Annotated in this window: 14 protein-coding genes and 1 riboswitch; of the genes, 12 read left to right on the top strand and 2 right to left on the bottom strand. The window is 54.6% G+C overall.

Features of this window, described 5'->3' with window-relative positions:
- Positions 1 to 181: 181 nt before the first annotated feature.
- Positions 182 to 688: a phenolic acid decarboxylase gene (locus tag K2184_RS05595; RefSeq protein WP_024274787.1), complete on the bottom strand. Its 507-nt coding sequence runs from the start codon at positions 686 to 688 to the stop codon at positions 182 to 184.
- Between the two features lie 97 nt (positions 689 to 785).
- On the opposite strand from K2184_RS05595, the gene K2184_RS05590 reads away from it, so the two are divergent.
- From K2184_RS05590 to K2184_RS05555, 8 genes are all read left to right on the top strand, one after another.
- On the top strand, positions 786 to 1,646 hold the full coding sequence (locus K2184_RS05590) for a LysR family transcriptional regulator (RefSeq protein WP_004116128.1): 861 nt from the start codon (positions 786 to 788) through the stop codon (positions 1,644 to 1,646).
- A 386-nt stretch (positions 1,647 to 2,032) separates the two neighbouring features.
- On the top strand, positions 2,033 to 3,601 hold the full coding sequence (gene nikA / locus K2184_RS05585) for a nickel ABC transporter substrate-binding protein (RefSeq protein WP_047720540.1): 1,569 nt from the start codon (positions 2,033 to 2,035) through the stop codon (positions 3,599 to 3,601).
- On the top strand, positions 3,601 to 4,545 hold the full coding sequence (nikB, locus tag K2184_RS05580; protein ID WP_016807568.1) for a nickel ABC transporter permease subunit NikB: 945 nt from the start codon (positions 3,601 to 3,603) through the stop codon (positions 4,543 to 4,545). Before nikA ends, nikB begins: the two co-directional genes overlap by 1 nt.
- A complete protein-coding gene (gene nikC, locus K2184_RS05575) occupies positions 4,542 to 5,375 on the top strand; it encodes a nickel ABC transporter permease subunit NikC (RefSeq protein WP_163525736.1) in 834 nt (277 codons plus the stop codon). Before nikB ends, nikC begins: the two co-directional genes overlap by 4 nt.
- The gene (gene nikD / locus K2184_RS05570) at positions 5,375 to 6,136 is read left to right on the top strand and encodes a nickel import ATP-binding protein NikD (protein ID WP_047720539.1); all 762 of its coding nucleotides are present in this window, start codon (positions 5,375 to 5,377) and stop codon (positions 6,134 to 6,136) included. Before nikC ends, nikD begins: the two co-directional genes overlap by 1 nt.
- Positions 6,136 to 6,906 (top strand): nickel import ATP-binding protein NikE, encoded by a 771-nt coding sequence (nikE, locus tag K2184_RS05565; RefSeq protein WP_004116149.1) that lies wholly within the window; start codon positions 6,136 to 6,138, stop codon positions 6,904 to 6,906. The genes nikD and nikE overlap by 1 nt, the downstream gene beginning before the upstream one ends.
- Positions 6,907 to 6,911: 5 nt before the next feature.
- Positions 6,912 to 7,328, top strand: coding sequence for a nickel-responsive transcriptional regulator NikR (nikR, locus tag K2184_RS05560; RefSeq protein WP_004106628.1), 417 nt, complete (start codon positions 6,912 to 6,914; stop codon positions 7,326 to 7,328).
- A gap of 165 nt (positions 7,329 to 7,493) precedes the next feature.
- A riboswitch (M-box (ykoK) riboswitch) is annotated at positions 7,494 to 7,677 on the top strand.
- A 56-nt stretch (positions 7,678 to 7,733) separates the two neighbouring features.
- On the top strand, positions 7,734 to 8,747 hold the full coding sequence (locus K2184_RS05555) for a magnesium transporter (protein ID WP_017145286.1): 1,014 nt from the start codon (positions 7,734 to 7,736) through the stop codon (positions 8,745 to 8,747).
- Here the strand turns inward: K2184_RS05555 and K2184_RS05550 are convergent.
- Positions 8,713 to 9,045 carry a LysR family transcriptional regulator gene (locus K2184_RS05550; RefSeq protein WP_071786756.1) on the bottom strand — a complete coding sequence of 111 codons (333 nt, stop codon included), beginning with the start codon at positions 9,043 to 9,045 and terminating at the stop codon, positions 8,713 to 8,715. The genes K2184_RS05555 and K2184_RS05550 overlap by 35 nt on opposite strands.
- Positions 9,046 to 9,378: 333 nt before the next feature.
- Between K2184_RS05550 and K2184_RS05545 the strand changes: the two genes are divergently transcribed.
- The 4 genes from K2184_RS05545 to K2184_RS05530 all read left to right on the top strand — a co-directional run bounded on the left by K2184_RS05545 (position 9,379) and on the right by K2184_RS05530 (position 13,678).
- Positions 9,379 to 10,332 carry a hydroxyacid dehydrogenase gene (locus tag K2184_RS05545; protein WP_004106636.1) on the top strand — a complete coding sequence of 318 codons (954 nt, stop codon included), beginning with the start codon at positions 9,379 to 9,381 and terminating at the stop codon, positions 10,330 to 10,332.
- A gap of 10 nt (positions 10,333 to 10,342) precedes the next feature.
- Positions 10,343 to 11,041, top strand: a complete 699-nt coding sequence (locus tag K2184_RS05540) for an RraA family protein (RefSeq protein ID WP_004106638.1) — start codon at positions 10,343 to 10,345, stop codon at positions 11,039 to 11,041.
- Positions 11,042 to 11,107: 66 nt separating this feature from the next.
- Complete coding sequence (locus K2184_RS05535) at positions 11,108 to 12,502, top strand: DASS family sodium-coupled anion symporter (protein WP_024274790.1); 1,395 nt, start codon at positions 11,108 to 11,110, stop codon at positions 12,500 to 12,502.
- Positions 12,503 to 12,514: 12 nt separating this feature from the next.
- Positions 12,515 to 13,678 carry a metallo-dependent hydrolase gene (locus tag K2184_RS05530; RefSeq protein WP_004116160.1) on the top strand — a complete coding sequence of 388 codons (1,164 nt, stop codon included), beginning with the start codon at positions 12,515 to 12,517 and terminating at the stop codon, positions 13,676 to 13,678.
- The last annotated feature ends 54 nt before the right edge of the window (positions 13,679 to 13,732 follow it).

Raw genomic sequence — 13,732 nt, 5'->3', positions numbered from 1 at the left:
TCAGGTAGGAAAAAATTCAGCGTAAGAAAGGGATGTGTAGCGTTCCCGCCATATGGCGAAATAGCGGGAACGCAGTGGGGAAAAGTAAACGGAGGTTAAACCACTTTTCAATTAGCCATTTTTAAACATGGATGACCAAATATAAAAAATCCAGTCGAATCACTAAACTATTTCAAAATTATTACAGATTGCCAGGAAAATTTTCAGGCAATTCATTAGCCGGGCAATTAATCACTTCGTCATTATCCGCGCCGCAATCGCGCACAAAAGTGATAGTGGCAAACTCATCAATCACCTCCGTCGGATACGCCGGGCCGGCTTCACGGTAGGAAACCATCAGCGGGATATGATCGTTCTGGAAGCAGACGGTTTTTTCCGGATTATTCATCACCCAGCGTGGGAAAAAGATAGTGCCGTGGAACAGTTTGTCGCCGAGGTTTACGATCAGGCTGACGTCGGTACCGGTCGGTTCGGTCCAGGAAATTTTGTAGATGCTTTCACCAACGCGAACGATGTAAGCCTGTTGATCTTTCACCCAACGATTCGCGACGATGCCGCTGTGAATGCGGTAATCCAGAGTGGTGGCGTTTTTCACGTAAATTTCGTAGTTCCAGCCATTATCATAGGTATAAACCAGATGTTTACCGATAAAACCGCTCAGGTCATGTTTGTCGAATGTGCTCATAATTTGTTCTCCTCTATTTGTTGAGAACAAGCATACTGCTTTAAAAAATGGATGAATAACGCTATGTTTGGATTAAACTCATTCACTTTTTAGATGAATCATGCACAAGACTACGCTGGAACAATGGGCGCTGCTGGAAAAGGTGGTCGAACTGGGTAGCTTCGCGAAGGCGGCGGAAGAGACCCACCGCAGTCAGTCGTCGGTGAGCTATAATCTCGCGCTGCTGCAGGAGCGCCTCGGCGTCACGCTACTCACGCCATCGGGCCGTCGCGCGGTGCTGACCCCGGCGGGTGAGCTGCTGCTTGGCCAGGTTAAACCGCTGCTGCAGGCCTTCGCTTACGTCGAAACCCATGCCGCCACCCTGCGCGACGGCACGCGGACCCGACTGGACCTGGTGGTCGACAGCATTTTTCCGCGCGAGCGGCTGTTCGCCATTCTGCGCCAGTTTCAACAGCGCTATCCGCAGACCCAGGTCAGGCTGACCGAAGTGCTGGAAAACGTTGAAGAGGAACATCCGGCCCGCAGCGAGGCGGACGTGATGGTGCTGACCCGCCGCCAGGATATTACCGGCCGCGGAGAATGGCTGATGAATATTGATTTTGTCGCCGTCGCCCATCGCGAGCATCCGCTCTCCGCGCTGCAGGGACCGCTGGATGATAACGCGCTGGCCCCCTGGCCGCTGGTGCGCATCGCCGATCGCAGCAACGACCCGCAATCCTCCCGCGATGCATGGACCTTTTCCACCATTGATGCCGCCATTGATGCGGTGCTGTACCAGGTCGGTTTCGGCTGGCTGCCGGAGGAGCGTATTCGCCCTCAGCTACAGCAAGGAGTGCTGAAGATGCTGCCGCTGGGACACGGCGCGCGGCGCGCCACGCCGCTGCATTTGATCGTTAAGCGTGATTTAACGCCCATTGATGAGCAGGTCGCCACGCTGCTGGATCTGTTCAGAACCCCCTGAGGGTCTGATAGCCCGGACAGATGCGCAGCATCGCCTCCGGGAAACTCTGCTGCACTGTGCGCTCTGCTCCCGGGGGCGGCGCTTAACGCGCCTTGCCCGGGCTACAGATTCATCACCGTCTGCGGGCCGGTAGCCCGGACAGATGCGCAGCATCGCCTCCGGGAAACTCTGCCTCATTGTGCGCTCTGCTCCCGGGAAATACACCGAAGCTGATGCTTCAAGGCTTGCGCTACGCTTAGCCAGGCTGCAGGCGGGTTCACAATCGCATACAGCCGAAAGAGACATACCATTTTCTTATACTTTCAGCCCCTATATTGATCCAGCTTACGTCGAAAGTATGATGAATTATTAAAATCGTCATACTTTCCTGTCGCTGAGAAAATGCTTTGTCTATCATCCGCACCACCCTGCTGGCGCTATTCGCCTGCGCTCCGTTGCTGGCCTGCGCCGCGCCCAATGAACTCACCACCGCATGGCCGGTCAACGTGGGGCCGCTTAATCCTCACCTCTACACGCCCAACCAGATGTTCGCCCAGAGCATGGTCTATGAACCGCTGGTAAAGTATCAGGCGGATGGCTCAGTAAAACCCTGGCTGGCCAAAAGCTGGACCCACTCGGCGGACGGCAAAGTCTGGACCTTCACCCTGCGCGATGATGTGACATTTTCCAACGGCGAAGCGTTTGACGCCCATGCCGCCGCGGAGAACTTCCGCGTGGTGCTCGATAACCGCCAGCGCCACGCCTGGCTGGAGCTGGTCAATCAGATTGTCGATGTCAAAGCGCTCAGCCAAAACCAACTGCAAATCACCCTGAAAAGCGCGTATTACCCGTTCCTGCAAGAGCTGGCCCTGCCGCGCCCTTTCCGCTTTATCGCCCCGTCGCAGTTTAAAGACAATGAGACCCTGCACGGCATTAAAGCGCCGATTGGCACCGGCCCTTGGGTACTGAAGGCATCAAAACTCAATCAGTACGACGTGCTGGTGCGTAACGATCGCTACTGGGGCGAAAAGCCGCAGATTGAAAAGATTACCGTCAAGGTGATCCCGGACCCGACGACCCGCGCTGTAGCTTTTGAAACCGGAGATATCGACCTGCTCTACGGCAACGAAGGGCTGCTGCCGCTCGACACCTTCGCGCGCTTTAGTCAGAACCCGGCGTACCGTACCCAGCTTTCCCGGCCAATAGAGACGGTGATGCTGGCGCTAAATTCCGCCAAAGCGCCCACTAGTGAGCTGTTGGTGCGTGAAGCGCTGAACTACGCGGTGAATAAAAAATCGCTGATTGATAACGCTCTGTACGGCACGCAGCAGGTTGCGGATACGCTGTTCGCCCCCACCGTGCCTTATGCCGACATAGGCCTGACGCCGCGCCGGTACGATCCGCAGCGGGCGAAAGCGTTGCTGGAAAAAGCGGGCTGGCTACTGCCTGCGGGAAAAGAGATTCGCGAGAAAAACGGCCAGCCGCTGCGCGTTGAACTGTCGTTCATTGGCACTGACGCCCTGAGCAAGTCGATGGCGGAAATCATTCAGGCCGATATGCGGCAGATTGGCGTGGACGTGGCGCTGGTCGGCGAGGAAGAGAGCAGTATTTATGCCCGCCAGCGCGATGGTCGCTTCGGCATGATTTTCAACCGCACCTGGGGGGCGCCGTACGATCCGCACGCCTTTATGAGTTCGATGCGCGTGCCGTCGCACGCCGATTTTCAGGCGCAGCAGGGTTTAGCCGACAAGCCGCTGATCGATAAAGAGATTAGCGAGGTGCTGGAAACCACCGACGAACCCCACCGTCAGGCGTTGTACCGCGACATTTTGACCCGTCTGCACAATGACGCGGTGTATCTGCCTATCAGCTATGTCTCGACGATGGTGGTCGCCAGACCGGAGCTGGGTGCTATTCCTTACGCGCCGATTGCGTCTGAAATTCCGTTTGAACAAATTAAACCGGTGAAACCCTGATGCTACGTTACGCGCTACGGCGGATCTCGCTGCTGATCCCGATGATCTTCGCCGCCTCGGTGATTATCTTCCTCATGCTGCGCCTGGGCACCGGCGACCCGGCGCTCGACTATTTGCGTCTGTCGAACCTGCCGCCAACGCCAGAGATGGTCGCCTCGACCCGCGTGATGCTGGGACTGGATCAGCCGCTTATCGTCCAGTACGGCAGCTGGCTGTGGCAGGCGCTGCATCTGGATTTCGGCATCTCGTTCGCCACTCAGCGTCCGGTGCTGGATGACATGCTGAACTTCCTGCCCGCCACGCTACAGCTGGCGGGGGCTGCGCTGGTGTTGATTCTCCTCACCTCCGTACCGCTCGGTATTTGGGCGGCGCGGCATCGTGACCGCCTGCCGGATTTTATTGTGCGGGTTATCGCCTTTCTTGGCGTGTCGATGCCCAACTTCTGGCTTGCCTTTCTGCTGGTGATGTTCTTTTCAGTTTACCTGCAATGGTTGCCTGCGATGGGCTATGGCGGCTGGCAGCACATCATTCTACCGGCGGTGTCGATTGCCTTTATGTCGCTGGCGATCAACGCTCGTCTGCTGCGCGCCAGTATGCTGGAGGTCGCCGGGCAGCGCCATGTGACCTGGGCCAGACTGCGCGGTCTGAACGAGAAACAAACCGAACGTCGTCATATTTTGCGTAACGCTTCGCTGCCGATGATCACCGCCGTAGGAATGCATATCGGCGAGCTGATTGGCGGCACGATGATTATCGAGAATATCTTTGCCTGGCCCGGCGTGGGGCGTTATGCCGTTTCGGCGATATTTAACCGCGACTATCCGGTGATTCAGTGCTTTACGCTGATGATGGTGATTGTTTTTGTGGTTTGTAACCTGATGGTTGATCTGTTGAATGCCGCGCTGGATCCGCGCATTCGTCGCCATGAAGGAGCGCACTCGTGAACGTTTTCCTCTCTTCGCGCGGGTCTGTCCGCCTCTCTTTCATCATCATCGCCCTGCTGGCGGTAATTGCGCTCACCAGCCAGTGGTGGTTGCCGTACGATCCGCAGGCGATTGATCTTCCTTCGCGCCTGTTGACCCCTGATAGTCAACACTGGCTGGGCACCGATCATCTGGGGCGCGATATCTTCTCGCGCCTGCTGGCGGCAACACGCGTATCGCTTGGCTCGGTGATGGCCTGCCTGCTGCTGGTGCTGGCGCTGGGATTGATCGTCGGCGGCAGCGCGGGGCTTATCGGCGGTCGCGTCGATCAGGTCACCATGCGCATCGCGGATATGTTTATGACTTTCCCGACCTCGATCCTCTCTTTCTTTATGGTCGGCGTGCTGGGAACCGGGCTGACCAATGTGATTATCGCCATCGCCCTGTCGCACTGGGCGTGGTACGCACGGATGGTGCGCAGCCTGACCCTTTCCCTGCGCCAGCGCGAATTTGTGCTCGCTTCCCGGCTTTCCGGCGCGGGCCATGTTCGGGTGTTTATCGACCATCTGGCCGGCGCCGTGATTCCGTCTCTGCTGGTACTGGCGACGCTGGATATTGGTCACATGATGCTGCACGTCGCCGGGATGTCGTTCCTTGGCCTCGGCGTCACCGCGCCCACCGCCGAATGGGGGGTGATGATTAACGACGCGCGCCAATATATCTGGACCCAGCCGCTGCAAATGTTCTGGCCGGGGCTGGCGCTGTTTATCACCGTGATGGCCTTTAACATGGTGGGTGACGCGCTGCGCGATCGTCTGGACCCTCATCTGGTTACGGAGCATACCCACTGATGCCGCAACAAATTGAACTGCAAAACATCGCCTTACGGGCCGAGCGTCCGCTGGTGCACGGCGTTTCATTGACGATCAAACGCGGGCGCGTGCTGGCGCTGGTTGGCGGCAGCGGCAGCGGCAAATCCCTGACCTGCGCCGCGGCGCTGGGCATTTTGCCTCCCGGCGTACGCCAGACGGCCGGGATAATCCTTGCCGACGGCCAGCCGGTTTCTCCCTGTGCGCTACGCGGCAGCAAAATCGCCACCATTATGCAGAATCCGCGCAGCGCTTTTAATCCGCTGCGAACAATGGCCGATCACGCCCGGGAAACCTGCCGGGCCCTGGATAAAGCCTCAGACGACGCCACGCTTATTGCGGCGCTGGAAGCCGTCGGGCTGGAGAACGCGCCGCGCGTGCTCAAGCTATACCCGTTTGAGATGAGCGGCGGCATGCTGCAGCGAATGATGATTGCTATGGCGTTGCTGTGCGATGCGCCCTTTATCGTTGCCGACGAACCCACCACCGATCTGGACACGGTGGTCCAGGCACGCATTCTCGATCTGCTGGTAAGTATTATGCAAAACCGCGGCCCCGGCATGCTGCTGGTGACGCATGATATGGGGGTGGTGGCCAGGCTGGCGGACGATGTCGCGGTAATGGATAGCGGCAGCATTGTGGAACAGGGCGATGTGGAATCTCTGTTTCGCGCCCCGCGACACGACATCACCCGCGGGCTGGTGGCGGCGCATCTCGCCCTTTATGGTCTGGAGCTAAGCTGATGACATTACTGACCGCCTCGACAATTACCCATCACTACCCGGACTTAAAGGTGCTAACAGAGGTCTCTTTAGCGCTGAAAAGCGGTGAAACCGTGGCCCTGCTGGGGCGTAGCGGCTGCGGCAAAAGCACGCTGGCGCGCCTGCTCGTCGGCCTGGAATCCCCAACGCAGGGTCGCATCTGCTGGCGGGGAGAGCCGCTCTCCAGGCTCAATCGCGCTAAACAAAAGGCGTTCCGTCGGGATATTCAGATGGTGTTTCAGGACGCCATCAGCGCGGTCAATCCGCGTAAAACCGTACGCGAGATTCTGCGCGAGCCTATGCGTCACCTGCTATCGTTGACGAAAGCGGAGCAGCTGGCCCGGGCCAGCGAAATGCTCAGGGCGGTGGATCTTGACGATAGCGTGCTGAATAAGCGCCCCCCGCAGCTGAGCGGCGGGCAGCTACAGCGCATCTGCCTGGCGCGGGCGCTGACGGTAGAACCAAAGCTGCTGATCCTGGATGAGGCGGTTTCTAACCTCGACCTCGTGATCCAGGCGAGCGTTATTCGTCTGCTCAAAAAGCTCCAGCAGCAGTTCGGCACCGCCTGTCTTTTTATCACCCACGATTTACGCCTGGTTGAGCGCTTTTGCCAGCGGGTGATGGTGATGGATGAGGGGAAAATCGTGGAGATACAAACCGTGGGCGAGGCATTAACTTTTTCCTCTGACGCCGGTCGCGTGTTACAAAATGCGGTACTTCCCGCCTTTCCCGTGCGCCGAAATAAGGTTTAAGCCAGATGCAACGAATTACCATTACTCTCGATGACGATTTACTCGATACGCTGGATAGCCTGAGCCAGCGCCGTGGCTACAACAACCGTTCCGAAGCGATCCGCGATATTCTGCGCGGCGCGCTGGCCCAGGAGGCCGCTCAGGAGCACGGTACCCAGGGCTTCGCGGTGCTCTCTTACGTCTATGAACATGAGAAACGCGATCTCGCCAGCCGTTTAGTCTCCACCCAACATCACCACCACGATCTCTCCGTCGCCACTCTGCATGTGCATATTAATCACGACGATTGTCTGGAAATTGCCGTGCTGAAGGGGGATATGGGCGACGTTCAGCATTTTGCCGATGACGTTATCGCCCAGCGCGGCGTGCGCCACGGCCATTTGCAGTGCCTGCCGACGGAGAAGGAATCCCCCCACTCATAAACTGTGCGCGGCGATAAACGGCTTTTTAACTCGCGAGTGGGGCTAACGCTATCATGCTGGCTCGTTAGCCCATGCGCCTCGCAGCGGTTTTTCTCAACCATTAATAAACGACATGAATTATACGTTTGGTTAATTATTTCACTTCGCTAATAATCACGTCTCATTTAACGATCTCGTTATGGCGAGGCTCCTGCATAAACATAAGTTACCGCCCTGTTGGTATCGAGAGAGACCACTCAGGGAAATACAGGCTTCCATCGAATCAAGGTGTTGCCAAGGTAACTTCTGACGGCGTTCATGTCGGACAGATACGTTGTGCAGTGCTAAAACCAGGACGTAGGGATCTGCCTGTGCTCATCCTGTCTTGTTCGCCCCTATGAGTGATTTTTTATAGGGAATTACACCATGTCTTCCATTCAACTGTGCGCCGCACACCAGGCGACTTCGACTTTCGACGGCGACGCAATTGCCCAGTACATGCGTACCGATTTTATTACCCTGCCGGAGCATCTCAGCGTTCATGAGGCGCGAGAACTGTTCGTTTCTCAGCTGGCCAGCGATGAGATCCCCGGCCAGGTTTTTGTCGTCGCCGGAAAAAAACTGCGCGGCAGTTTATCGATTAAAAAGCTGCTGCAGGAGAGCGATACCGCGCAATCCATCCGTTATTTAATGGATAGCTGTCTGTTTCGCGTCAGGCCCGACGACCCGCGCCCGCAGGTGGTCGCCGAACTCGGCGAGCGCGGGCTCGATCTGGTGCCGGTGGTCGAAAAGGGTAAGCTGGTCGGCTGCCTGATGGAAAAAGAGATCGCTCATCTGCTGGAAGATGACGTGACCGAGGATGCTCAGCGCCAGGGGGCGACGCTGCCGCTGGAAAAGCCCTATCTGGAAACCAGCCCGTGGGCGCTGTGGAAAAAACGTTCGGTATGGCTGCTGCTGCTCTTTGTCGCCGAAGCCTACACCAGCAGCGTGTTACAGCATTTTGAAGAGGCGCTGGAATCGGCTATCGCGCTGGCCTTTTTCATACCACTGCTGATTGGTACCGGCGGCAACAGCGGAACGCAGATAACCTCTACGCTAGTACGTTCGATGGCGCTCGGGGAAGTGCGACTGCGCGATATGGGACGCGTGATCCGCAAAGAGGTCTCAACCTCGCTGCTGATCGCCATCACGCTCGGCCTGGCGGGCTGCCTGCGCGCCTGGATGATGGGCATCGGCATGGAGATCACCCTGATTGTCAGTCTGACGCTGGTATGCATCACCCTGTGGAGCGCGGTGGTGTCGTCGGTGATCCCCCTGACGCTTAAGCGCGTCGGCATCGACCCGGCGGTGGTGTCAGCGCCGTTTATCGCCACCCTCATCGACGGTACCGGATTAATTATCTATTTTAAAATCGCCCAGTATTTTCTTGGCCTGAATTGATTATTGCACCCGGCGGGCACGTCTTGCCGGGCTGTTTTATTCCCCCACGAATATCAGCAATCGCATTAAGCAATCTCAGTAAATCTGGTGCAAGTCGATAAAAAGCGTGCCCTTTCTCCGTTAAAATAACTTTTCTGATATTCCTGCCACGCGTAATCAGGTTAAAACCCAGTTCATTTTCAAGCGCACATATGCTGGTTGTTATTAGCGAAGGGGCAATACTCAGCCGCTGCGATGCAAAGTGAATACTCCCCTCCCGAACCATAAGCATGAATATCTCCACCTGTGATTTATTCATTGCCGAAATTTCTCCCGATTAAACCTTTGGCTTACGTTTTAAGTTGTCCAGTACGCAATGTCAATCGGTACAAACGGCCCCTCCGCCCCTACAAATAAAATAAAGTGTGAAGCTGACCGCTAGCGCATTTAATTATGCATTTCAGCCATTTCATTATTAAATATCCAGTCTCGCGGCGGCGTCTGCGGATGTGAACGACATCACTATAAGCCAGCCAACCAAAAAACAAAATATTCATACTTATCAAATAATTAAAGAAAACGCGCTTGCTGAATTAATTTATGGCACACGCCATGCAATTACCTCCACGTAATCAACACTGGAGATAGTTAAATGACGTACAAAATTTTACTCCCGCAGGAAATCATGGCTGAAGGGAGAGAATACCTGGAAAGTCGCGGTTATCAGCTGATTAACGGATCAGGGATGGAAGAAGAAGATATCATTCGCGACATCGGGGACTGCGACGGTATTATCGTACGCCTTTCAAAAATGTCCGATCGCGTATTTGAGGCGGCTAAAAAGCTGAAAGTCGTTGCACGACACGGTGCCGGTTACGATACGGTCGATCTGGAGTCAGCGAAACGTCACGGCGTAGTCGTATTAAATGCGCCAATTGCTAACAGCATGTCCGTTGCCGAACTGGCCATATTTTATATGCTGCACTGCTCGCGTAATTTCAAGCTGGTACAGGAAAAGATGCTTGAAGATTATTACTGGGCAAAACTGCGTACGCCAAAAGTGGAGCTGGATGGTAAAACGCTGGGCCTGATTGGCGTGGGAAATATCGGTTCACGCGTGGCAATCAAAGCGCTGCATGGCTTTAATATGAAAGTTATCGCCTACGATCCGTATAAAACCCAGCAGCAGATCCCCGAAGGCGTAGAACTCACCGACGATTTTGACCGTATTTTCAAAGAGAGCGACTTCGTTTCTCTGCACTGCCCGACGACCGCGGAAACCACCGATTTTGTCGGTGAGAAACAGTTTTCCATGATGAAGCCCACCGCCTACTTCATTAATACCGCACGCGGAAAGCTGGTTGATGAAAAAGCGCTGTATCACGCCTTGAGCACCCACGCTATCGCCGGAGCGGGCGTGGACGTCTTAAAGAAAGAGCCGTTTGATGCCAACGATCCGATTTTCTCGCTAAGCAATATCGTGATTGCCCCGCACATTGGCGCCGCCACTATCGAAGCGACCGACAGAGCCTCGCTCCATTCCGCGATTGGCATTGATGAAGTCTTATCCGGTAAGAAACCATCCTGGCCGGTGCCGGGTTTTTAAGGAGAAAAACATGACTATTGGTAACCGTATTTTTTTAAAACGTCCGGCCTGCAGCGTCGATCTTCTGAAAGAATTTGAACAGCTCCCGGCGGCGAATATTGCTGACACCATGAATCGTATTGCCGTACTGGGTAACGGGATTAAACGTATTTCTTCGCCGAAAAAACCGATTATGGCGGGCTTCGCCATCACCGTAAAAGTTCGTGCGGGCGATAACCTGATGCTGCACGCCGCGCTGGATATGGCGGGTGAGAACGATGTGATTGTGGTCTCCAACGAAGGCGACCGTTCGCGAGCGCTGATGGGCGAGATCATGGTGGCCTACGCCCACTGCATGAAGAAAGTCGCCGGTATCGTGCTGGACGGGCCAATCCGTGACATCGATGCGCTGTCGGTTCTCGATTTTCCACTGTTCGCCACCGGCTCCAACCCCGCAGGCCCGTTTAAACAAGGTCCCGGCGAGGTGAACACGCCGATCGCCGTTGGCGGCGTCGCGGTTTGTCCGGGCGACCTGATCGTCGGCGATGCGGATGGCGTCATTGTTATCCCCCTCGGCGACGCAGAAGCCGTACTGAATAAAGCCAAAGATTATGCAAAATTCGATGCAAGCAAAGTAGAGGCCGCGAAAAACGGCACCGCGAATCGCCTTTGGGTCAAAAAATCACTGGATGAGACAGGCGTTGAGTTTATCGACGACATGTATCGTTAATTTGATTAAATAATATCAGGCCGCGGTGCCCTGACGGGCCGTGGCTTTAAAGCAAAGGTAATAAAAATGCTTTATTTAAAACTCTTGCCCATTATCTTTTTTCCCGTTTTATTTTGGATAATACCGCACCCGGAAGGCGTCGCCTCGCCGACCTGGCATATGGTTGGCATCTATCTGGCGATGCTGTGCGGACTGGTTTTACGTCCGTTTACCGATGCGGTCATTATGCTGATTATTCTCGGGTTTGCCTCTCTGGTTCTCGACCCTGCTCCTCTGTTTGCGGGTTTTGGTAGCCCGATGGTCTGGTTTATCATCAGCGCCTTTATTATTTGCAAAGCGTTTGTCATTACCGGTCTGGGTAAACGTATCGCCTATCTGCTGCTAAAACGCTACGGTAAAAATACCCTCACCCTGGGCTATCTGATGATGGTGACGGATACCGTACTGGCCCCGGCAACAGGTTCAAATATGTCCCGTTCCGGAGGCATCACCTATCCCATCTTCAGGAACATCGCCGAAGCGCTGGGCTCGAAGCCCGACGACGGTAGCCGGAAAATCGGCGCCTATCTGACCATCCTGATGTACGTCGTCTCAATGGGAACCTCCAGCCTGTTTCTGACGGGGATGGCGACCAACTCAATTACCGTCTCGCTGGCTAACGAGATCATGAAAGTGAATCTCGAATGGATGACCTGGTTTAAAGCCGCCATTGTGCCCGCCGGACTGGTGCTGCTGCTCGCGCCATGGATTCTGTATAAAATCTACGCCCCGGAACTCAAAGTTATTGATAACGTCAACGAAATTGCTGAAAAAGGCCTGCGTGAACTGGGTCCGGTAAAGCGCGAAGAGAAGCTGTTGATCGTATTCTTTATTCTGGGCGTACTCGGCTGGATGACGGGCTCCATTACCGGCATCGCCTTTATTCCCGTCGGCCTGGCTTTCCTCGCCTGCCTGCTGCTTTTCGGCGTCCTGAGCTGGAACGACGTGGTGAGCGAAAAATCGGCCTGGCAGACCTTCGTCTGGTACGGCGCGTTTTATGGATGCGCGGTTGCGCTATCAAAAGGCGGGTTCTATGTCTTCCTGGTCGACGTTATCAAAAACTATCTTGACCTGTCGCACCTGAATGAAATCAGCGCGATTGCCGTCCTGGTCTTTATCAGCCTTGCTGTCCGCTATTTCTTTGTCTCTAATAGCGCGTTCGTGGTCTCATTCTACCCGGTACTTTTTACCCTGGGAATGACGACTCAGGCGCATCCTATGTACGTGGCGCTTTCTCTGGCCTTCTCCGCAGGCTATGGCGCATTGCTGACGCACTATGGCAACGGCGCTGGCGTATTTACGTTCTCCAGCGGCTACGTGCCGCAAAAAACATTCTGGATGCTGGGCACCATCATGGTGGTGGTCAACGTATTAATCTTCTTCCTGATCGGTATTCCCTACTGGAAGTTTATCGGCATTTAACAGGAGCATAATATGAAACTGGATATTCTGATTAAAAACGGTCTGGTCGCCGATCTTGATAGCCGCGATTATATTAATCGCAATATTGGCATCATCGGCGATCGTATCGTTGACTTAAATGCCGTTGATGATTTACAGGCCGAAACGGTTATTGATGCCGCAGGTTGTATCGTACTGCCTGGCTTAATCGACTTCCATGGCCATGTTTTTCATGGCGGGACCGCCATCAGTGTTAACCCTGATATCGTATGCTTGCCAAATGGGGTCACCAGTATGGTCGATGCCGGCAGCAGCGGCTGGGTAAATTATCAGCTTTTTCGCAATAGCGTGATTCATCCTGCCATGGTGAAAATCAAAAGCTATCTGAACGTGGTCAACGTCGGACTTTCTACCCTCGGAGGCGGGCCGACCGGTTATCTGGAAAATACCAACCCGGCAAATTACAACGAGGAGAAGATAGCGCAAACGCTGAATGGCAACAGAGACAATATTCTCGGCCTGAAACTACGCTACAGCCAGGATATCGCTAAAGGGAAACAGTACGCCAGCGACCCTCTTCTCTCTACCGTCTCCCTGGCGCGTAAACTGGATACCACGATTTGCGTTCACGTCACGGACTCTCTTCTCTGCGCCGATGAACTGATCCGCTATTTTAATGCCGATGATATTTACGCGCACTGTTTCCACGGCACCGGCCACTCGATTCTCAATGAACAGGACGAGGTCTATGCGGCGATAAAAGAGGCCCAGTCCCGGGGCGTTATCTTCGACTGTTCAAACGGCGTGGCCCACTTTGATTTTCACGTTGCCAGAACCGCCATGGCGCAGGGATTCTATCCTGATATCATTAGTACCGATCTCACTTTAAGAAATAGCTTACGGACGGATAAGGTCTACAGTCTGCTCCACGTCATGTCGAAATATCTCAACATGGGAATGTCCTTCTTCGATATTGTTCGCGCGGTAACCGCTACGCCGGCCCGCCTGATGAAGATGCAGGGACAAATTGGTACCCTGGCGCCCGGCGCGTTTGCTGATATTTCGATTGTTAAACTGCAAAAAGAGAAGATTGTTTTTGAAGATACTCAGGGCGTTAAAATTGAAGGCGACCGTTACATTGATAACTGCGCTACCCTGTGTAATGGTCAAATTGTCTACCGCCGCCTGCGCTTCTAATCGCTAATTATTAAGCCTTACGTCTACCTCGGCGTAAGGCTTTTATTCTGAATC

The organism is Klebsiella sp. K5-306, from assembly GCF_051835185.1.
Classification (GTDB): Bacteria; Pseudomonadota; Gammaproteobacteria; order Enterobacterales; family Enterobacteriaceae; genus Klebsiella; species Klebsiella oxytoca.
Note: the sequence above shows the minus strand (reverse complement) of the source record. Positions and strands in the feature narration are given on the sequence as shown.